We start from the raw sequence: 20132 nt of genomic DNA, 5'->3' as shown, positions 1-20132 counted from the left end.
TTGCGGGGGATTTATGCTACTCGAACGTGTGGAGATTGTCGGGTTTCGCGGCATTAACCGCCTGTCGCTGCAGCTGGAACAGAACAACGTTCTTATCGGCGAAAATGCCTGGGGGAAATCCAGCCTGCTGGATGCCCTGACGCTGCTGCTTTCGCCTGAGGAGAATCTGTACCACTTCGTCCACGATGACTTCTGGTTTCCGCCGGGCGATGTCAACGGACGCGAAAAGCATCTGCATATTATTTTGACCTTCCGCGAGGCCGAACCCGGCCGCCATCGCGTGCGCCGTTACCGCCCGATGTCACCCTGCTGGGTGCCCTGTGAAGATGGCTTCCACCGTATTTTCTATCGCCTTGAAGGCGAAATGGCGCACAACGAAGGGGTGCTAACCCTGCGTGAATTCCTCGATGAGAAGGGGAATCCGATTCCGCTCGACAACATCGACGAGCTGGCCCGCCATCTGATCCGCCTCTCCCCCGTGCTGCGCTTGCGCGACGCGCGCTTTATGCGCCGGATCCGAAACGGCACGGTGCCGGATATGCCGGAGGTGGAGGTCACCGCCCGCGAGCTCGATTTCCTCGCCCGCGAGCTGGTTGCGCGCCCGCAGAACCTTACCGACGGCCAGATCCGTCAGGGGCTTTCCGCCATGGTTCAGCTGCTGGAGCACTACTTTTCCGAGCAGGGGACGGGGCCGTCTCGTCACCGTCTGATGCGCCGCCGCTCGCACGATGAGCAACGAAGCTGGCGCTATCTCGATATCATCAACCGCATGATCGACCGCCCCGGCGGGCGCTCGCACAGGGTGATCCTGCTGGGATTATTCTCCACGCTTTTACAGGCGAAAGGCACGGTGCGCCTCGACCGGGACGCGCGTCCGCTGCTGCTGGTGGAAGATCCGGAGACGCGTCTGCACCCGATCATGCTCTCCGTGGCATGGCATCTGCTGAACCTGCTCCCCCTGCAGCGCGTGACTACCACCAATTCCGGCGAGCTGCTATCCCTGACGCCGGTGGAATATGTCTGCCGTCTGGTGCGTGAATCGTCGCGCGTCACCGCCTACCGGCTTGGACCGGGCGGGCTGAACGCCGAGGATGGCCGACGGATTGCGTTCCATATCCGTTTTAACCGCGCGTCGTCGCTGTTTGCCCGCTGCTGGCTGCTGGTGGAAGGGGAAACCGAAACCTGGGTGATTAACGAGCTGGCGCGCCAGTGCGGGCACCACTTCGACGCCGAAGGGGTCAAGGTCATCGAGTTTGCGCAGTCTGGCCTGAAACCGCTGATCAAGTTCGCCCGCCGGATGGGGATTGAATGGCACGTGCTGGTGGATGGCGATGAGGCCGGGAAAAAATATGCGGCGACCGTGCGCGGCCTGCTCAATAACGATCGGGAAGCGGAGCGTGACCATCTGACCGCGCTGCCGGCGATGGACATGGAGCACTTTATGTACCGCCAGGGCTTTGACGACGTTTTCCACCGCGTGGCGATGATCCCGGTGGATGTGCCTATGAACATGCGCCGGGTGATCGCCAAAGCGATCCACCGGTCGTCAAAACCGGATTTAGCCATAGAGGTGGCGACGGAAGCGGGAAGGCGGGGCGTAGAATCCGTGCCCACGCTGCTGCGTAAAATGTTCTCCCGCGTCCTCTGGCTGGCGCGCGGGAGGGCCGATTAACGGCCGGTCGTCCGTGAAACCTGCTGGATAAGGCTATCAAGCAGCGCATAGCGACGGCGGTATTCGGATCGCTTTTTACTCGCGATCTCTTCCATCGGCTTGCGCGGCATGGCCAGCGGCAGGGCAAAGTTGCCGTTATCCAGCCGTTCTCCGCCAAGAGAGCGCCAGAAGCTGTCGTAATCCGCCAGCAGTTTTCCCTCTTTTTTCCTGCGGTAACGCCAGCTGCGGTAGATATGGGTGGCGTTACTCACGGCGAGGATCTGTTCTACCGGGAAGGCGTCGGCGAGGATCATTACCGCTTCAACCAGCAGACGTTTCGGGAACAGGCCATGGCAGGCTTTCGTGGCGAGCTGGATCTGCTCGTGCGGGACATGCGCTTTCGCTCCCTGCATTCCGCCGATAAACAGCGATGGTTTCCCTTCATAGTTGCAGAGCGTAAAGGTCAGCTCGGCCAGCACCGTGTTCTGACAATCGACAAAGGTCAGGGTGGCTTCGCCTTCTTTATCCAGAAACGCGTCTGCCCGCAGGCATACGCTAAACTGCTGTTCGTCTTTGCCGGTTAACGTCACCAGCGTGATGCCCTCACCAGAGAGATAGCCGTTCAGCAGCGGCGCGGGAAGATGGCGGCTCATCATCTGATAGTGATAGTTCAGGGCTTCCAGCGTATGCTGACGGCCCATGTTGACGGTCAGCCACGGTCGATGCAGACGGCACGGCAGGCCGGGCTGCACCTCCAGGATCTGCATCAGGCGGGGCTGCTTCGCGAGGTTTGCCAGCAGGCGCGACGTGGTGAGCGGCGTCGCCAGCGAGCGCAGCATAAACTTTCGTCGATAGGCCGGATTTTGCCACGCCAGCCCCGGCGTGAGGGTTCCCGATGCCAGGCTTTTGAACAGTTGCCAGCCCGATTTTGGCTGAGACAGCGTTGAATAAGGTGTATCGACGATGGAAGACATGTTAGATCCTGCTTCTGGTGGAAGATCGCTATTTCAGCAGGGGCTTTATCAACGCTGGGTAAACAATTCCCGACGATTACGGCGATCGGGGGTTTCGTTGATGAGTGGTTTAGATAAAATCAACGTTGATGATAGCCAGAACAACTATTTGGAATATTTATGAACCTGAAGGGAAAACGCAGAAAGCTGTTTCTGCTGCTGGCGATAGTGGTGTTAGCGGGCGGATTCTGGGTATGGAAGGTGCTGAACGCGCCGGTACCGCAGTATCAAACGCTGATTGTTCGCCCGGGCGAGCTGCAGCAAAACGTGCTGGCGACGGGGAAGCTGGATGCCCTGCGCAAGGTTGACGTAGGTGCGCAGGTTAGCGGCCAGCTTAAAACGCTGTCGGTTGAGATTGGCGATAAGGTTAAAAAAGGCCAGCTGCTGGGCGTGATCGATCCTGAACAGGCTGAAAACCAGATCCGCGAGGTGGAAGCCACGCTGATGGAGCTGCGCGCGCAGCGCGCTCAGGCTCAGGCGGAGCGGAATCTCGCTCAGGTCACCCTGAAGCGTCAGCAGGCGCTGGCGAAAACGCAGGCCATCTCAAAACAGGATCTGGATACCGCCGCCACGGAGCTGGCGGTGAAGCAGGCGCAGATTGGTACCATCGACGCGCAAATCAAGCGCAATCAGGCCTCGCTGGACACGGCGAAAACCAACCTCGACTACACGAAAATCGTGGCGCCAATGGCCGGGGAAGTGACGCAGATTACCACCCTGCAGGGCCAGACGGTTATCGCCGCGCAGCAGGCGCCAAACATTCTGACCCTGGCGGACATGAGCACCATGCTGGTGAAAGCCCAGGTATCCGAAGCGGACGTGATTCACCTTAAGCCTGGCCAGAAGGCCTGGTTTACGGTGCTGGGCGATCCGCAAACCCGCTATGAAGGGGCGCTGAAGGATATCCTGCCGACGCCGGAGAAGGTGAATGACGCCATCTTTTACTATGCCCGTTTTGAGGTGCCGAACCCGCAGGGCGTGCTGCGTCTGGACATGACCGCACAGGTGCATATTCAGCTCACCGGCGTCAAAAACGTGCTGACGGTTCCGCTCTCCGCGCTGGGCGAATCCGCCGGGGACAATCGCTACAAGGTTAAAGTGCTGCGCAACGGCGAAACCCGCGAGCGGGAAGTGGTGATTGGCGCGCGTAACGACACCGACGTGGTGGTGGTGAAAGGGCTGGAAGAGGGTGAGGAAGTGGTCATCAGCGAAAGCCTGCCCGGAGCCGCGCAATGACGGCGCTGCTTGAGCTGAATGATATTCGCCGCAGCTACCCGTCCGGCGACGGGCCGGTGGAGGTGCTGAAAGGCATCTCCCTGCGCGTGGAAGCGGGTGAAATGGTGGCGATTGTCGGGGCCTCGGGGTCCGGTAAATCGACGCTGATGAATATTCTCGGCTGTCTGGATAAACCCACCAGCGGCACCTATCGCGTGGCGGGAACGGACGTCTCCACCCTGGACGGCGACGCGCTGGCGAAGCTGCGCCGCGAACACTTTGGCTTTATCTTCCAGCGTTACCATCTGCTTTCTCACCTCAGCGCGGCGCAGAACGTGGAGGTGCCCGCGGTGTATGCGGGCGTCGAGCGTAAAAAGCGCCTCGAGCGCGCGAAGGCGCTGTTAACGCGTCTCGGGCTGGCGGAGCGGGTGGATTATCAGCCCTCACAGCTTTCCGGCGGTCAGCAGCAGCGCGTAAGTATTGCCCGTGCGCTGATGAACGGTGGCCAGGTTATCCTGGCCGATGAACCGACCGGCGCGCTCGACAGCCGTTCCGGTGAAGAGGTTATGGCGATCCTTCACCAGCTTCGCGATCAGGGGCATACGGTGATTATCGTCACCCACGATCCGCAGGTGGCGGCGCAGGCTGAACGGATTATTGAGATCCACGACGGCGAGCTGGTCAGCAACCCGCCGCCGCGTGAGTCCAGAGCGGCCGCGCCGAAAGAGGCGCTGCCTGCCTCAACCGGCTGGGGGCAATTTTCCAGCGGCTTTCGCGAGGCGCTGACCATGGCCTGGCTGGCGATGGCGGCCAACAAGATGCGCACCCTGCTGACCATGCTCGGCATTATCATCGGTATCGCCTCGGTGGTGTCGATTGTGGTGGTGGGAGACGCGGCGAAACAGCTGGTGCTGGCGGATATTCGCGCCATCGGGACGAATACCATTGACGTCTACCCCGGGAAAGATTTTGGCGACGACGAGCCGCAGTATCAGCAGGCGCTGAAGTACGACGACCTGGCGGCTATTCAGAAGCAGCCGTGGGTGAACTCCGCCACGCCTGCCGTTTCGCAGAACCTGCGTCTGCGCTACGGCAATATCGACGTGGCGGCCAGCGCTAACGGCGTCAGCGGAGATTACTTCAACGTCTACGGCATGACCTTCAGCGAAGGGGCAACCTTCAACGCCGAACAGCTGGCGGGCAGGGCGCAGGTGGTGGTGCTGGACGCGAACTCGCGCAGGCAGCTTTTCCCGAATAAAACCCGCGTGGTCGGGGAAGTGATCCTGGTGGGCAACATGCCCGCTACGGTGATTGGCGTGGCGGAAGAGAAACAGTCGATGTTTGGCAGCAGCAAGATCCTGCGCGTCTGGCTGCCGTACAGCACCATTTCCGGGCGCATTATGGGGCAGTCCTGGCTCAACTCCATCACCGTGCGGGTGAAGGAAGGCTACGACAGCGCGCTGGCGGAACAGCAGCTGGAGCGGCTGTTAACCCTGCGCCACGGCAAGAAAGACTTCTTTACCTGGAACATGGACGGCCTCTTGAAAACGGCGGAAAAGACCACACGTACTCTTCAGATGTTCCTGACGCTGGTGGCGGTGATTTCGCTGGTCGTCGGCGGGATCGGGGTGATGAACATCATGCTGGTGTCGGTGACCGAACGAACGCGGGAGATCGGCATCCGCATGGCGGTGGGGGCCAGAGCCAGCGACGTGCTTCAGCAGTTTTTGATTGAGGCGGTGCTGGTATGCCTGGTGGGCGGCGCGATGGGCATTGCGCTCTCTATGCTGATTGCCTTTGCGCTCCAGCTCTTTTTACCCGGCTGGGAAATTGGCTTTTCGCCAATGGCGATACTCACCGCGTTTTTATGTTCCACCTTTACCGGGATTTTGTTTGGCTGGCTGCCTGCGCGAAACGCGGCACGGCTGGATCCGGTGGATGCGCTGGCGCGGGAATAGCCCGAAAATAAAAATGCCAGCCGATCGGGCTGGCATTTTGCCTGCGGGGTGTACACAATGAATCAGAGAGCTATGCAACCGTTTCTGCTTCAACGGGCACGATAAGACTGGCGTGATTGCCTTTTGGCCCCTGGTGTACATCGAACCGGACGGACTGCCCGGCTTTGAGCGTCCTGTAACCATCCATCTGAATGGTGGAATAGTGAGCGAAGATATCCTCGCCGCCGCCTTCGGGGCAGATGAAGCCAAACCCCTTGGCGTTGTTGAACCACTTAACAGTACCCATTTCCATGCTTCGACATCCTTCGTAAATCTTATAAGTTAAGATGGAATGAACCGGTGGTGGAGTGGGGCTGTTCAAAAGCTCGCCATCTCACGCTTGTACAATTTAGAGAAACGGAAGAAGCCGTCAAGCGTTTGGCGCTCGAGTTGGGACAATAATCAACCAAAATTTGAGGCAGTTAACGCTATTGCAACAGTTTGTGACAGACATCGCGGATGACAGTAATAGATGATTGTTATCTAACATCTGAGGTAGATTCAAAGTGGTTATGCATAATGGGTAAGACCAACGATTGGCTGGATTTTGACCAGCTGGCGGAAGATAAGGTGCGCGACGCGCTAAAACCGCCATCTATGTATAAAGTTATGTTAATGAACGATGATTACACGCCGATGGAATTTGTTATTGACGTGCTACAAAAGTTCTTTTCTTATGATGTAGAACGTGCAACGCAACTGATGCTTACCGTTCATTATCGTGGCAAAGCGATCTGCGGCATCTTTACTGCCGAGGTCGCGGAAACCAAAGTGGCGATGGTGAACGACTATGCAAGGGAGAACGAGCATCCGTTGCTGTGTACGCTGGAAAAGGCCTGATAAGGCATAAAATTGGGGGAGGTGCCTATGCTCAATCAAGAACTGGAACTCAGTTTAAACATGGCTTTCGCCAGAGCGCGTGAGCACCGACATGAGTTTATGACCGTCGAGCACCTGCTGCTCGCGTTGCTAAGCAACCCATCTGCCCGCGAAGCGCTGGAAGCCTGCTCCGTGGATCTGGTGGCGCTACGTCAGGAACTCGAAGCCTTCATCGAACAAACCACACCGGTGCTGCCAGCCAGCGAAGAAGAGCGCGACACGCAGCCGACGCTCAGCTTCCAGCGCGTGCTGCAGCGCGCGGTTTTCCACGTCCAGTCTTCCGGGCGTAGCGAAGTGACGGGCGCAAATGTGCTGGTCGCCATCTTCAGCGAGCAGGAGTCCCAGGCGGCCTACCTGCTGCGCAAACATGAAGTCAGCCGACTCGACGTGGTCAACTTTATCTCTCACGGAACGCGAAAAGACGAGCCTAACCAGGCATCCGACTCCAGCAACCCGATCAACAACAGCGAAGAGCAAGCAGGCGGGGAGGATCGTATGGAAAACTTCACCACCAACCTTAATCAGCTTGCTCGCGTGGGCGGAATCGACCCGCTGATTGGCCGCGACAAAGAGCTGGAGCGCGCCATACAGGTGCTGTGCCGCCGCCGTAAGAACAACCCGCTGCTGGTGGGTGAATCCGGCGTGGGCAAGACCGCGATTGCTGAAGGGCTGGCCTGGCGCATTGTGCAGGGCGACGTTCCGGAAGTGATTGCTGACTGCACCATCTACTCGCTGGATATTGGCTCGCTGCTGGCGGGCACCAAGTACCGTGGTGATTTTGAAAAACGCTTCAAGGCGCTGTTAAAACAGCTGGAGCAGGATACCAACAGCATCCTGTTTATCGATGAGATCCACACCATCATCGGCGCAGGGGCGGCCTCCGGTGGCCAGGTGGATGCGGCTAACCTGATCAAGCCGCTGCTCTCCAGCGGCAAGATCCGCGTAATGGGCTCCACAACGTACCAGGAGTTCAGCAACATCTTTGAAAAAGATCGTGCGCTGGCGCGTCGTTTCCAGAAAATCGACGTCACCGAGCCGTCCGTCGACGAAACGGTGCAGATCATCAACGGCCTGAAAACCAAGTACGAAGCGCACCACGACGTGCGTTACACCGCGAAAGCGGTACGTGCGGCGGTGGAGCTGGCGGTGAAATACATCAACGATCGTCATCTGCCGGATAAGGCGATTGACGTGATTGATGAGGCGGGAGCGCGTGCGCGCCTGATGCCGGCCAGCAAGCGTAAGAAAACCGTGAACGTGGCGGATATCGAGTCCGTGGTGGCCCGCATCGCGCGTATCCCTGAGAAGAGCGTTTCCCAGAGCGACCGCGACACGCTGCGCACTCTCGGCAATCGCCTGAAAATGCTGGTCTTTGGTCAGGATAAGGCCATTGAGGCCTTAACCGAAGCGATCAAGATGGCCCGTGCCGGACTGGGGCATGACCACAAGCCCGTTGGTTCCTTCCTGTTTGCCGGTCCGACCGGTGTCGGGAAAACCGAGGTGACGGTTCAGCTCTCCAAAGCGCTGGGCATCGAGCTGCTGCGCTTTGATATGTCCGAGTATATGGAGCGTCACACCGTCAGCCGCTTGATTGGTGCGCCTCCGGGCTATGTGGGCTTTGACCAGGGCGGCCTGCTCACCGACGCGGTGATTAAGCATCCGCATGCGGTACTGCTCCTCGATGAAATCGAGAAGGCGCACCCGGACGTGTTCAACATCCTGCTGCAGGTGATGGACAACGGGACGCTGACCGACAACAACGGGCGCAAGGCGGACTTCCGCAACGTGGTGCTGGTGATGACCACCAACGCCGGCGTGCGTGAAACCGAGCGTAAATCCATCGGCCTGATCCACCAGGATAACAGCACCGATGCGATGGAGGAGATCAAGAAGATCTTCACGCCGGAGTTCCGTAACCGTCTGGACAACATCATCTGGTTCGATCACCTGTCTACCGAGGTGATCCATCAGGTGGTGGATAAGTTCATCGTCGAACTGCAGGTTCAGCTGGATCAGAAAGGCGTGTCGCTGGAAGTCAGCCAGGAGGCCCGCAACTGGCTGGCCGAGAAAGGCTACGACCGGGCGATGGGTGCCCGTCCGATGGCGCGCGTGATTCAGGACAACCTGAAGAAGCCGCTGGCGAACGAGCTGCTGTTTGGCTCGCTGGTGGACGGCGGCCAGGTCACGGTGGGGCTGGATCAGGCGAAGAACGAACTGACGTACGATTTCCAGAGTGCGGCGAAGCACAAGCCGGAAGCGGCTCACTGATTTCTTACGTAGGTCTAAAAACCGGGCAAAAGCCCGGTTTTTTTATGCGTGCCTTTCTCCCTCTCCCCGCGGGAGAGGGTTGGGGTGAGGGCAACAGACCGCACTGAAATACATCTGCCCCTGTAGCAACATTAAAGCCACAAATAAAAAAGGCCGGGATTATCCCGACCTTTTAAATATTCATCTGCCATTACAGGCGAAAACAATTAGCGACTACGGAAGACAATGCGGCCTTTGCTCAGGTCGTACGGGGTCAGTTCAACAGTCACTTTGTCGCCCGTCAAAATGCGGATATAGTTTTTGCGCATTTTACCGGAGATGTGCGCAGTTACCACGTGACCGTTTTCCAGTTCTACGCGAAACATGGTATTAGGCAACGTATCAAGTACGGTACCCTGCATTTCAATATTGTCTTCTTTGGCCATCTAATCCTCTGGGGTATCACTACCAAGTTTTGAACCGGCAAGATAATGCCGAAATTCATCAATTAAGTAAAGAATTGCGCGTTTAAAACGCAGCAAAACAGTTTCAGCGCATTGCCCAAGCGTCACGGTACAACCGAACGGAAAGCGCATTCGTAAAGGGGAACAACAGGATAAACGTCAGGACGTTATCTGAAGCGGGGGTCCCAAACGGCGGCGGGGCAACAGGCAGAAGCTACTCTGCGGCATAATTATAACACCCTCATAAAAAATATGCGGAAAACATTTAGGCATCGGGCATAAAGAGCGCTCTGGGGATCCAAAAATCGCGCGGAAGGGTCTCAGCGCGGCACCGATCCAGATGTTCGATGTAGTGTCGACGGGAGATTTCAACGGCACCGAGCGAGGCGGTGTGCTCGTTCAGCACCTGACAATCCATCAGCTGTCCACCGCGCCGGGCAAATTCCTCGCAAAAAACCAGCAGCGCAGTTTTCGAGGCGTTGGTGGCGCGGGAGAACATCGATTCACCGCAGAACAGTGTGCCCTGCGCCACGCCGTACATGCCGCCAACGAGATCCTCGCCGTGCCACACTTCGACGGAATGCGCGTAGCCCAGCTCGTGTAGCTGATGGTAGGCAATAATGATATCGCGGGTTATCCAGGTGCCTTCGTGACGATCTTCAGCGCATCCTTCAATGACCTGCCCGAAGGCGTGATTAAGCGTGACGCGATAGGGTGATTTTGCGTGAAAGCGCTTCATGCTGCGGCTCAAGTGAAACTGCCCAGGCCACAGAACGGCTCGCGGGTCGGGAGACCACCATAAAATCGGGTCGCCGGGAGAAAACCACGGGAAAATACCGCGCTGGTAAGCCATTAAGAGGCGTGCCGGGCTGAGATCGCCGCCCAGCGCCAGCAGGCCGTTAGGTTCACGTAGCGCTCCCTCCGGGGAAGGGAACGCAATATTATGGCGAGAAAGCTGGACCAGGCGCATGACAACGTAACTCCAGTACGCGAGTGAGGACGCTACAAATATAGCCTACAGACGCTGTTTAAACTGGTAGTAGCGACCCTGTTTTGCCAGCAGCTCTGCGTGACTACCTTGCTCAATAATGTGTCCGTTGTCCATCACAATTATGCGATCGAAACTCGCGAGTCCACGCAGGCGGTGTGTGACCATCAGCACGGTTTTGCCTTTCATCACGTTTGCCAGTAAATCAAGAATTTGGCTCTCGGTTGTCGCGTCCAGACCTTCCGTTGGCTCATCGAGCAGCATCAGCGGCGCGTCGTGCAGCAGCGCCCGGGCAATCGCCAGACGGCGAAGCTCGCCGCCGGAGAGCTGGCGACCCCCTTCACCGAGCCAGGCGTTGAGTCCGTCATCCTCAAGCAGCTTGTGCAGCCCGACCTGCTCAAGCATCCCCCGTAGCGCCTCGTCAGAGGCCGCTGGCGCTGCGAGAAGGAGATTGTCGCGTAGCGTGGCGCTGAACAGATGCACCCGCTGGGGCACGACGCTGACGGTTTTACGCAAGGCCGCTTCGCTAAGGTCACCCAGCCGGGTATCGTTAAAGCGAATCTCACCCAGCTGCGGGTCCCACGCGCGCGTCAGAAGCTGCAGAAGCGTTGATTTTCCACATCCCGTGCGGCCAAGGATCGCGATGCGCTGCCCGGCGTTAACGGAAAGCGTGATGCCTTCCAGCGCGTTTTGCGCCTGCCTGTCATAGGCGAAAGTGACATCGCTGAGCGTTAGCGCCACCTGCTCCGGTACCGCGGTTTCTCCGCTGCTGAACTTCACTTCCGGCTCCTGCTCCGCAATATCCGTTATGCGTAGTGCAGAGGCAATAACCTGACCAAGATGCTGAAACGCACCCGTGACCGGGGCTAAAGCTTCAAAGGCGGCAAGGGCGCAGAAAACAAACAGCGCAATCAGCGGGCCCGGCTGGGCGTTACCGCCCACGCCGCCGGAGGCCATCCAGAGCATGGCGATGACGGCAATGCCGCCGATTAACATCATCAGCGCCTGAGAGAACGCGGTTAGCTCAGACTGACGGCGCTGGGCCTCGTGCCAGTTAAGCTCCGTGCTTTCCATCCGGGCGCGGTAGCGCTTGCTGGCACCAAAGATGCTCAGTTCGGCCTGACCCTGCAGCCATGAGGTGAGCTGCTGGCGATACTCACCGCGCAGACGCGTCAGATTTTCCCCAGTGGTTTTACCGGCGCGATAAAACAGCGGCGGTAAAATAATCAGCGTCAACAGCATGATGCCGCCCAGGGTCAGCGCGATAGGAACATCCAGAATACACAGCCCCAGCGTGACCACCACGATCACCACAAAGGCGCCCACCATGGGGGAAATTACGCGCAGGTAGAGGTGATCCAGCGTATCCACATCCGCGACCACGCGGTTGAGCAACTCGCCCTGACGAAAGCGCGCCAGCCCGGCAGGGGAGAGGGGCAGAAGCTTGCTGAAGGTGTAAATACGCAGGTGTTGCAGGACGCGGAAGGTCGCGTCGTGGCTGACAAGACGCTCGAAGTAACGCCCGGCGGTTCGGGTAATCGCGGTGCCGCGTACGCCTGCGGCAGGGAGCATGTAGTTGAAGCTGTACAGCCCGGCGAAGCCCACGGCCGCAGACGCGGAAAGGAACCAGCCGGAAAGCGTAAGCAGGCCGATGCTGGCAAGCAGGGTGACAATAGCCAGCACAATGCCGAGCGTCAGCATCCATTTGTGGCGTTTGTACAGTGCGAGATAGGGAAGCAGGGCGCGCATCAGATATCCTCCTGACGATTCGCCAGCAGGGCCGCAAAAGGCCCCTGCGCGGCAACAAGCGCGGCGTAATCGCCTTGCTCAACGAGTTGACCGTTTTCCATCACCCAAATCTGGTCCCAGTCGGCGATGCCTTCAAGCTGGTGGGTGACCATCAGCGTGGTTTGCTGCTGTGATGCGGCGTTAAGCGCATCCATTACGCGCTGCTCGCTGTGGGCATCCAGGCTGGCCGCGGGTTCGTCCAGCAGCATCAGCTGACAGGGGTTCAGCAGGGCACGGGCCACCGCAACGCGCTGCGCCTGGCCGACCGACAGCCCGGCAGACTGATCGCCCACCACGGTATCAACACCCTGCGGCAGCAGCGGTAAAAATTCACTGACCCAGGCGCGATCGAGAACCGACTGCAGTTCATCTTCACGCGCGTCCGGGCGGGCGAGAAGCACGTTTTCACGCAGCGTTGAGGCAGGCAGCTGTGGGTTTTGCCCCACCCAGCTCAGCTGCTTACGCCAGGCTTCGGGATCGAGCTCGCGCAGCTCCGTTTTATTTACGCGCAGCGATCCGGTATAGGCCATGAAGCCTGACAACGCGTTCAGCAGCGAGCTTTTACCCGAGCCGCTGGTGCCCACCAGCACGACCCGTTGACCCGCAGGCAGGGTAAAGTTCAGTGGACCAGCCAGTACCTTGCCTTCAGGCGACAGGATGGAAAAATCCTGCGCTTCAAGGGTAACTGGATCGTTGGTATTCAGCGTGACTTCACCGCGCTCCGGATGCGCCAGCGGCGTTTCCATGAAGGTTTTCAGGCTATCGGCAGCACCCACCGCCTGCGCTTTGGCGTGATAGAAGGTGCCGAGATCGCGCAATGGCTGGAAAAATTCCGGGGCCAGGATCAGTGCCAGGAATCCGGCAGAAAGCGTCACCGCCGTACCGTAGTGGCCGAAATCCAGCGCGCCGAGATAGGAGAAGCCAAAGTAGACCGCCACCAGGGCAATTGACAGGGAGGTGAAGAATTCGAGCACGCCGGAAGAGAGGAACGCCAGGCGCAGGACCTCCATGGTGCGCTGACGGAAGTCCTGGGACGCCAGGCGAATGTTTTCGGTTTCCGCCTCACCGCGACCAAAGATACGCAGCGTTTCCATACCGCGCAGGCGATCGAGGAAATGTCCGCTCAGCCGACCCAGCGCCAGGAAGTTGCGGCGGTTAGCATCTGCCGCGCCCATACCGACCATTGCCATAAACAGCGGAATCAGCGGGGCGGTACCCAGCAGGATCAATGCCGCCACCCAGTTGACCGGGAAAATGGCGATAACAATCGAAAGGGGAACAAAAACCGCCAGCGCCATCTGGGGAAGATAGCGCGCATAGTAATCGTGCATATCGTCGATTTGCTCAAGGATCAGCGTCGCCCAGCTGCCGGCCGGTTTACCCTGGATCCACGCAGGCCCGGCTTCAGAAAGCCGGTCAAGCACCTTGCGCCGGATTTCATAGCGGATGTGCTGTCCGGCATGGAACCCAACCCGCTCACGCAGCCAGACGACCCACGCACGCAGAACGAAAACCAGCACCAGAACGATAAAAGGCAACAGCAGCGCCTCGCGCGGGATGTTCTCCATAATCATATGGTTGAGAATGCGGGCCAGCAGCCATGCCTGGGCAACAATCAACAGACCGCTGATAAATCCCAGAATGCGGGAGATCATAAGCCAGCGGCGGGAAAGAACGCTTTGCTGTTTGAGCCAGCGTGTTAACTCTTGTTGACGGGTTTTTTCCATTGCGTATTTTGCAGGTGACGTTATAAGAAATTAGACATCTGCATGTTACACGCGGGGAAAAATAAAGGCGACCAGTGGCCGCCTTTATTTACGTTTGTTACTGACTTGTAAAGATTATTTACCCTGTTCAGCCAGTCCGTCCAGATAGCGTTCAGCATCCAGCGCGGCCATACAGCCGGTGCCCGCAGAGGTGATCGCCTGACGATAAATATGGTCCATCACGTCGCCTGCTGCGAAGACGCCCGGAACGCTGGTTTGCGTGGCGTTGCCGTGGATCCCGGACTGCACTTTAATGTAGCCGTTTTCCAGCTCCAGCTGGCCTTCGAAGATAGCCGTGTTCGGGCTGTGGCCGATCGCCACAAACAGGCCAGCCACTTCCAGCGTTTCGACGTTATCGGTATTCTGGGTATCGCGGATACGCAGACCCGCCACGCCCATCTGATCGCCGGTCACTTCTTCCAGAGTACGGTTGGTGTGCAGCACAATGTTGCCGCTCGCCACTTTGTCCATCAGACGTTTGATCAGGATCTTTTCCGCGCGGAAGGTGTCGCGACGGTGGATCAGGTGTACTTCAGAGGCGATGTTTGCCAGATACAGCGCTTCTTCCACAGCGGTGTTGCCGCCGCCGATAACCGCGACTTTCTGGTTGCGGTAGAAGAAACCGTCGCAGGTTGCGCAGGCAGAGACGCCGCGGCCTTTAAAGGCTTCTTCAGACGGCAGGCCGAGATAGCGGGCAGAGGCGCCCGTGGCGACGATCAGCGCATCGCAGGTGTACTCACCGTTGTCGCCCGTCAAACGGAACGGACGGTTCTGTAGATCCACTTTATTAATGTGATCGAACAGAATTTCGGTTTCGAATTTGGTGGCATGCTCGTGCATGCGCTCCATCAGCAGCGGCCCGGTCAGGTCGTTCGGGTCGCCCGGCCAGTTTTCCACTTCCGTGGTGGTGGTCAGCTGACCGCCTTTTTCCATACCGGTAATCAGTACCGGCTGCAGGTTAGCGCGTGCAGCATAGACCGCTGCGGTATATCCCGCAGGTCCAGAACCAAGGATTAGCAGCTTACTGTGTTTGGTCGTGCCCATGAGATCCCCATTGTTGTTGGCAGGCAATGGGCTGGATTGTAGGGAATTTGTTGCCGTAAAAAAAGAGCGCCGCAGTTTTGCTTCCGATATATGCAATAGCCGCGCCCGATGGATCTGCCGCGGTCACATTACGTCTGCTACTGAAAAGCGCTCGTTTATAAGGCAGAAAAATGAGGATTAATACCCCTCCGTAATGAATATCCGGCATCTTGTACTAAAAATCGATGTTTTGCTTTGACAATCCCCTGCGCTTTTGCGAAAACATTCAAGGAAGAAAAAAAGACGCGTGTACGGCATGTCGCATAGACATGCACGTAAATGCCATTTTTACCGGGTCAGTGAAATCTACGCATGGTGTGGACAGACGCCATACGTGATGTCTGTGACTGCCTTCAGGCAACGGTCTTCTTACCGCAGAACCCGAATCCACATCGCGTCTAATACATAACCATGCGATGTGATAAATAACGGGTACAGGCTCTGAACAGTGATGTGCACAGGGTCCAGGCAGGAGTAGGGAAGGAATACAGAGAGACAATAATAATGGTAGATAGCAAGAAGCGCCCTGGCAAAGATCTCGACCGTATCGATCGTAACATTCTTAATGAATTGCAAAAGGATGGGCGTATTTCCAACGTCGAGCTTTCAAAACGTGTGGGACTTTCCCCGACGCCGTGCCTTGAGCGTGTGCGTCGACTGGAAAGACAGGGTTTTATTCAGGGCTATACGGCTCTGTTGAACCCGCATTATCTGGATGCCTCACTTCTGGTATTTGTTGAGATTACTCTGAATCGTGGTGCACCGGATGTGTTTGAGCAATTTAACGCCGCTGTACAAAAACTTGAAGAAATACAAGAGTGTCATCTGGTTTCCGGTGATTTCGACTACCTGTTGAAAACCCGCGTGCCTGATATGTCCGCCTACCGTAAGCTGCTGGGGGAAACCCTGCTGCGTCTGCCAGGCGTGAACGACACCCGTACATATGTGGTGATGGAAGAGGTCAAACAGAGCAATCGTCTGGTTATTAAGACGCGCTAACACGGAACAGGTGCAAAATCAGTGTAGTTTGATTACACTCCTGTTAATCCATACAGCAACAGTGCCGGGGACACCCGGCGCTGTTGTCCGTTTTAGCAAACAGGCAGGACATGCCTGATACCTGGAGAGCCTTTCTTGAGCCAGGAATACACTGAAGACAAAGAAGTCACATTATCTAAGCTAAGCAGCGGACGTCGTCTCCTTGAGGCGTTACTGATCGTTATTGCCCTTTTTGCCGTCTGGCTGATGGCTGCCTTACTCAGTTTTAACCCCTCCGATCCCAGCTGGTCGCAAACCGCATGGCATGAGCCTATCCATAACTTAGGCGGCGTGCCCGGCGCCTGGCTTGCGGACACGCTGTTCTTTATTTTCGGTGTGATGGCCTACACCATTCCCATCATCATTATTGGCGGATGCTGGTTTGCCTGGCGTCATCGGCAGAATGACGACTACATCGACTACTTTGCCGTTTCGCTACGCCTGATAGGCGCGCTGGCGCTCATCCTCACCTCCTGTGGGCTGGCGGCGATTAACGCTGATGATATCTGGTACTTCGCCTCCGGTGGGGTGATTGGCAGCCTGTTGAGCTCCGCTCTGCAGCCGATGCTTCACAGCAGCGGCGGCACGCTGGCGCTGCTCTGTATCTGGGCGGCAGGGCTGACGCTGTTTACCGGCTGGTCCTGGGTGAGCATCGCTGAAAAAATTGGCAGCTTTATCCTGACCTTGCTGACATTTGCCAGCAACCGCACGCGTCGTGACGATACGTGGGTCGATGAAGACGAATACGAAGATGAGTATGACGAAGACGATGCGCCCGCCGAGCGTCGCGAGTCCCGTCGCGCGCGTATCCTGCGAGGTGCCCTGGCGCGCCGCCAGCGCGTTGCCGAAAAATTTGCTAACCCGTTAGGCCGTAAAACGGATGCCGCGCTTTTCTCCGGCAAGCGCATGGATGAAGACGAGCAGATTGAGTATCGCGGTGCGGCCGTGGATCCTGATGACGTACTGTTCTCCGGCAATCGAGCTACCCCTGGCGAGTATGACGAGTACGATCCGCTGCTGAATGGCCATTCCGTTACTGAACCGGTAGCCGCTGCGGCCGCTGCAACCACGGCCGCGCAGGCCTATGCTGCGCCCGTTGAAGCCGTGATGCCGTCCTCGCCAGTTCCGGCACCGGAGTCCGTGATTCAGCAGCCGCAGGTCGACTGGCAAACCGCGCCTGGCGTTCATACGCCGGAGCCAACCATTGCGCCAGAGCCTGAAAGCTACATCCCAGTCCAGCAGGAGCAGTGGCAGCAACCTTATCAGCCGCACGAGCCTGTCAGCGAGCCGCAACAACCGTATCAGGCTTATGCACCCGAACACGTTGAGCCTGAACAGCCATACGTTGCGCCGCAGCCTGAGCCTGAAGTGGTTGAAGAAGCGAAGCCGTCTCGTCCGCCGCTGTACTATTTTGAAGAAGTGGAAGAGCGCCGTGCCCGCGAGCGCGAGCAGCTTGCCGCCTGGTATCAGCCCGTACCTGAGCCGGTGCAGGAGCCTGCTGCAAAAGCCCCTTCCGCGGCCGTTCCTCCTGTTGAGCCAGCGCCAGCCGTTGCTTCCGCAACTGAAACCCTGAAGCAGGCAACCGCCGCCGCCGCCGCGTCCGCTCCGTTATTCAGCCCGGCGACTGACGGTACGCCGCGTCCTCAGGTGAAAGAGGGGATTGGTCCTCAACTGCCGCGCCCTAATCGCGTTCGCGTACCGACCCGCCGCGAGCTGGCGTCGTACGGCATCAAACTGCCTTCACAGCGTATGGCGGAAGTTAAAGCGCGTGAGAATGAATACGACGATGATGCTGACGAACAGCATCAGGACGAGCTGGCGCGTCAGTTCGCCGCCCAGCAGAATCAGCGCTATGGCGACGAGTATCAACACGACGTTCACCCCCGTCAGGATGAGGATGATGCTGCCGAAGCGGAATTAGCGCGTCAGTTCGCGGCAACGCAGCAGCAGCGTTATTCCGGCGAGCAGCCGTCGGGGGCAAACCCGTTCTCGCTGTCGGATTTTGAATTTTCACCGATGAAAGATCTGGTGGATGACGGGCCGAGCGAACCGCTGTTCACGCCGGGCGTGATGCCAGACGTTGAACCGGTGCGTCAGACGCCGCAGCCGCAGGCTCATGTTCAGCCGCAGCAGTCGGCGCCGCAGGCTCATGTTCAGCCGCAGCAGCCGGCACCGCAGGCTTATGCTCAGCCGCAGCAGTCGGTGCCGCAGACTCATGTTCAGCCGCAGCAGCCGGCACCGCAGGCTTATGCTCAGCCGCAGCAGTCGGCGCCGCAGACTCATGTTCAGCCGCAGCAGCCGGCACCGCAGGCCTATGTTCAGCCGCAACAGCCGGCCCAACCGCCGCAGTTCCAGCAGCCAGCCCCACAGCCGCAGGAGAGCCTGATTCACCCGCTGCTGATGCGTAATGGTGACAGCCGTCCGCTGCAGCGCCCAAGCACGCCGTTGCCGTCTCTGGATCTGTTAACGCCGCCGCCGGCAGAAGTCGAGCCGGTGGATACCTTTGCCCTTGAGCAGATGGCCCGCCTCGTTGAAGCGCGTCTGGCTGATTTCCGCATCAAGGCTGATGTAGTGAACTATTCGCCAGGCCCGGTAATCACCCGTTTCGAGCTGAACCTGGCGCCGGGCGTAAAAGCAGCGCGTATTTCAAACCTGTCCCGTGACCTGGCGCGTTCCCTGTCGACTGTGGCGGTGCGCGTGGTGGAGGTCATTCCAGGCAAACCTTACGTTGGCCTTGAGCTGCCAAACAAGAAACGCCAGACCGTTTATCTGCGTGAGGTTCTGGATAACACCAAATTCCGCGATAACCCGTCTCCGCTGACCGTGGTGCTGGGTAAAGATATTGCTGGCGATCCGGTCGTTGCCGATCTCGCGAAGATGCCACACCTGCTGGTTGCGGGTACTACCGGCTCCGGTAAATCGGTCGGCGTGAACGCCATGATCCTCAGTATGCTCTACAAGGCGCAGCCTGAAGATGTGCGTTTCATCATGATCGACCCGAAAATGCTCGAGCTGTCCGTCTACGAAGGCATTCCGCACCTGTTAACGGAAGTGGTAACCGACATGAAGGATGCCGCCAACGCATTGCGCTGGAGCGTCAATGAAATGGAGCGTCGCTACAAGCTGATGTCGGCGCTGGGCGTGCGTAACCTGGCCGGCTATAACGAGAAGATCGCCGAGGCGGCGCGCATGGGCCGTCCGATTCCGGACCCATACTGGAAGCCGGGTGACAGCATGGATGCCCAGCATCCGGTGCTGGAAAAACTGCCTTACATCGTGGTGCTGGTGGATGAATTTGCCGACCTGATGATGACAGTCGGTAAGAAAGTGGAAGAACTCATCGCGCGCCTGGCACAGAAAGCGCGTGCGGCGGGTATTCACCTGGTGCTGGCAACGCAGCGTCCGTCCGTGGACGTCATCACGGGTCTTATTAAGGCAAACATCCCAACCCGTATCGCGTTTACCGTGTCGAGCAAAATCGACTCGCGTACTATCCTTGACCAGGGCGGTGCTGAATCGCTGCTGGGGATGGGTGATATGCTCTATTCTGGCCCGAACTCCACCTCTCCGGTGCGTGTTCACGGCGCGTTTGTTCGCGATCAGGAAGTTCACGCCGTGGTGCAGGACTGGAAAGCGCGCGGACGTCCGCAGTACGTGGACGGCATTACCTCCGACAGCGAAAGCGAAGGCGGCGGCGGTGGCTTTGACGGCGGTGAAGAGCTGGATCCGTTATTTGACCAGGCGGTTAACTTCGTCACCGAAAAGCGTAAAGCCTCTATCTCTGGCGTACAGCGTCAGTTCCGTATCGGCTACAACCGCGCGGCGCGTATCATTGAGCAAATGGAAGCTCAGGGCATCGTCAGCGAGCAGGGACATAACGGCAACCGTGAAGTGCTGGCGCCGCCGCCGTTTGAATAACCTTCAGCGATTGCAAAGAAGGGTAAATCAGCAAAAATTAAGCATATTCTTCTGTCGCCTGCCTTCGGGCAGGTCCAGAATGGAA

15 protein-coding genes are annotated in these 20132 nt (G+C 58.1%); 8 read left to right on the top strand and 7 right to left on the bottom strand.

The window, feature by feature from the left end:
• The first annotated feature begins 13 nt into the window (after positions 1 to 13).
• A complete protein-coding gene (locus MOQ06_RS20700; protein ID WP_242174637.1) occupies positions 14 to 1672 on the top strand; it encodes an ATP-dependent endonuclease in 1659 nt (552 codons plus the stop codon).
• On the opposite strand, the gene MOQ06_RS20695 is transcribed toward MOQ06_RS20700, so the two are convergent.
• A complete protein-coding gene (locus tag MOQ06_RS20695; protein WP_176610749.1) occupies positions 1669 to 2625 on the bottom strand; it encodes a VirK/YbjX family protein in 957 nt (318 codons plus the stop codon). The two genes, MOQ06_RS20700 and MOQ06_RS20695, sit on opposite strands and share 4 nt — an antisense overlap.
• Here MOQ06_RS20695 and MOQ06_RS20690 point away from each other — a divergent pair.
• From MOQ06_RS20690 to macB, 3 genes are read left to right on the top strand one after another with little or no spacing between them, the layout of a single operon-like run.
• Positions 2615 to 2788 carry a hypothetical protein gene (locus MOQ06_RS20690; protein WP_176610748.1) on the top strand — a complete coding sequence of 58 codons (174 nt, stop codon included), beginning with the start codon at positions 2615 to 2617 and terminating at the stop codon, positions 2786 to 2788. The two genes, MOQ06_RS20695 and MOQ06_RS20690, sit on opposite strands and share 11 nt — an antisense overlap.
• Positions 2785 to 3900: a macrolide transporter subunit MacA gene (gene macA, locus MOQ06_RS20685; RefSeq protein ID WP_148418753.1), complete on the top strand. Its 1116-nt coding sequence runs from the start codon at positions 2785 to 2787 to the stop codon at positions 3898 to 3900. Before MOQ06_RS20690 ends, macA begins: the two co-directional genes overlap by 4 nt.
• Positions 3897 to 5837: a macrolide ABC transporter ATP-binding protein/permease MacB gene (gene macB / locus MOQ06_RS20680; protein ID WP_176610747.1), complete on the top strand. Its 1941-nt coding sequence runs from the start codon at positions 3897 to 3899 to the stop codon at positions 5835 to 5837. The genes macA and macB overlap by 4 nt, the downstream gene beginning before the upstream one ends.
• A gap of 70 nt (positions 5838 to 5907) precedes the next feature.
• On the opposite strand, the gene cspD is transcribed toward macB, so the two are convergent.
• Positions 5908 to 6129 (bottom strand): cold shock-like protein CspD, encoded by a 222-nt coding sequence (cspD, locus tag MOQ06_RS20675; protein WP_006809408.1) that lies wholly within the window; start codon positions 6127 to 6129, stop codon positions 5908 to 5910.
• Between the two features lie 266 nt (positions 6130 to 6395).
• On the opposite strand from cspD, the gene clpS reads away from it, so the two are divergent.
• Complete coding sequence (clpS, locus tag MOQ06_RS20670; RefSeq protein WP_006174393.1) at positions 6396 to 6716, top strand: ATP-dependent Clp protease adapter ClpS; 321 nt, start codon at positions 6396 to 6398, stop codon at positions 6714 to 6716.
• A gap of 27 nt (positions 6717 to 6743) precedes the next feature.
• Complete coding sequence (gene clpA, locus MOQ06_RS20665) at positions 6744 to 9023, top strand: ATP-dependent Clp protease ATP-binding subunit ClpA (protein WP_148418755.1); 2280 nt, start codon at positions 6744 to 6746, stop codon at positions 9021 to 9023.
• A 206-nt stretch (positions 9024 to 9229) separates the two neighbouring features.
• Here the strand turns inward: clpA and infA are convergent, their stop codons facing one another.
• The 5 genes from infA to trxB form a co-directional block, all read right to left on the bottom strand.
• A complete protein-coding gene (infA, locus tag MOQ06_RS20660) occupies positions 9230 to 9448 on the bottom strand; it encodes a translation initiation factor IF-1 (protein ID WP_002211347.1) in 219 nt (72 codons plus the stop codon).
• A 283-nt stretch (positions 9449 to 9731) separates the two neighbouring features.
• Entirely contained in the window at positions 9732 to 10436 is a 705-nt protein-coding gene (gene aat / locus MOQ06_RS20655; protein ID WP_176610739.1) for a leucyl/phenylalanyl-tRNA--protein transferase, read from the bottom strand.
• A gap of 45 nt (positions 10437 to 10481) precedes the next feature.
• Complete coding sequence (gene cydC, locus MOQ06_RS20650; RefSeq protein ID WP_242174635.1) at positions 10482 to 12203, bottom strand: cysteine/glutathione ABC transporter ATP-binding protein/permease CydC; 1722 nt, start codon at positions 12201 to 12203, stop codon at positions 10482 to 10484.
• Positions 12203 to 13969 (bottom strand): cysteine/glutathione ABC transporter permease/ATP-binding protein CydD, encoded by a 1767-nt coding sequence (gene cydD, locus MOQ06_RS20645; RefSeq protein WP_242174632.1) that lies wholly within the window; start codon positions 13967 to 13969, stop codon positions 12203 to 12205. The genes cydC and cydD overlap by 1 nt, the downstream gene beginning before the upstream one ends.
• A gap of 114 nt (positions 13970 to 14083) precedes the next feature.
• Entirely contained in the window at positions 14084 to 15052 is a 969-nt protein-coding gene (trxB, locus tag MOQ06_RS20640; protein WP_148418759.1) for a thioredoxin-disulfide reductase, read from the bottom strand.
• A gap of 543 nt (positions 15053 to 15595) precedes the next feature.
• Here trxB and lrp point away from each other — a divergent pair.
• On the top strand, positions 15596 to 16090 hold the full coding sequence (gene lrp, locus MOQ06_RS20635; RefSeq protein WP_000228469.1) for a leucine-responsive transcriptional regulator Lrp: 495 nt from the start codon (positions 15596 to 15598) through the stop codon (positions 16088 to 16090).
• A 135-nt stretch (positions 16091 to 16225) separates the two neighbouring features.
• Positions 16226 to 20047, top strand: a complete 3822-nt coding sequence (gene ftsK / locus MOQ06_RS20630) for a DNA translocase FtsK (RefSeq protein ID WP_242174631.1) — start codon at positions 16226 to 16228, stop codon at positions 20045 to 20047.
• The last annotated feature ends 85 nt before the right edge of the window (positions 20048 to 20132 follow it).

Origin of the sequence: Enterobacter sp. I4 (assembly GCF_022669095.1) — a bacterium.
GTDB lineage: Bacteria > Pseudomonadota > Gammaproteobacteria > Enterobacterales > Enterobacteriaceae > Enterobacter > Enterobacter pasteurii.
The sequence above is the reverse complement of the archived record's forward strand: the minus strand, read 5'-3'. Positions and strand labels throughout refer to the sequence as shown.

Coding starts and splice junctions, on each gene's coding strand:
- clpS (WP_006174393.1), top strand. CDS start 6,396: ATGGGTAAGACCAACGATTGGCTGGATTTTGACCAGCTGGCGGAAGAT.
- infA (WP_002211347.1), bottom strand. CDS start 9,448: ATGGCCAAAGAAGACAATATTGAAATGCAGGGTACCGTACTTGATACG.
- MOQ06_RS20700 (WP_242174637.1), top strand. CDS start 14: ATGCTACTCGAACGTGTGGAGATTGTCGGGTTTCGCGGCATTAACCGC.
- clpA (WP_148418755.1), top strand. CDS start 6,744: ATGCTCAATCAAGAACTGGAACTCAGTTTAAACATGGCTTTCGCCAGA.
- macA (WP_148418753.1), top strand. CDS start 2,785: ATGAACCTGAAGGGAAAACGCAGAAAGCTGTTTCTGCTGCTGGCGATA.
- cydD (WP_242174632.1), bottom strand. CDS start 13,969: ATGGAAAAAACCCGTCAACAAGAGTTAACACGCTGGCTCAAACAGCAA.
- aat (WP_176610739.1), bottom strand. CDS start 10,436: ATGCGCCTGGTCCAGCTTTCTCGCCATAATATTGCGTTCCCTTCCCCG.
- MOQ06_RS20690 (WP_176610748.1), top strand. CDS start 2,615: ATGGAAGACATGTTAGATCCTGCTTCTGGTGGAAGATCGCTATTTCAG.
- macB (WP_176610747.1), top strand. CDS start 3,897: ATGACGGCGCTGCTTGAGCTGAATGATATTCGCCGCAGCTACCCGTCC.
- lrp (WP_000228469.1), top strand. CDS start 15,596: ATGGTAGATAGCAAGAAGCGCCCTGGCAAAGATCTCGACCGTATCGAT.
- cydC (WP_242174635.1), bottom strand. CDS start 12,203: ATGCGCGCCCTGCTTCCCTATCTCGCACTGTACAAACGCCACAAATGG.
- trxB (WP_148418759.1), bottom strand. CDS start 15,052: ATGGGCACGACCAAACACAGTAAGCTGCTAATCCTTGGTTCTGGACCT.
- MOQ06_RS20695 (WP_176610749.1), bottom strand. CDS start 2,625: ATGTCTTCCATCGTCGATACACCTTATTCAACGCTGTCTCAGCCAAAA.
- cspD (WP_006809408.1), bottom strand. CDS start 6,129: ATGGAAATGGGTACTGTTAAGTGGTTCAACAACGCCAAGGGGTTTGGC.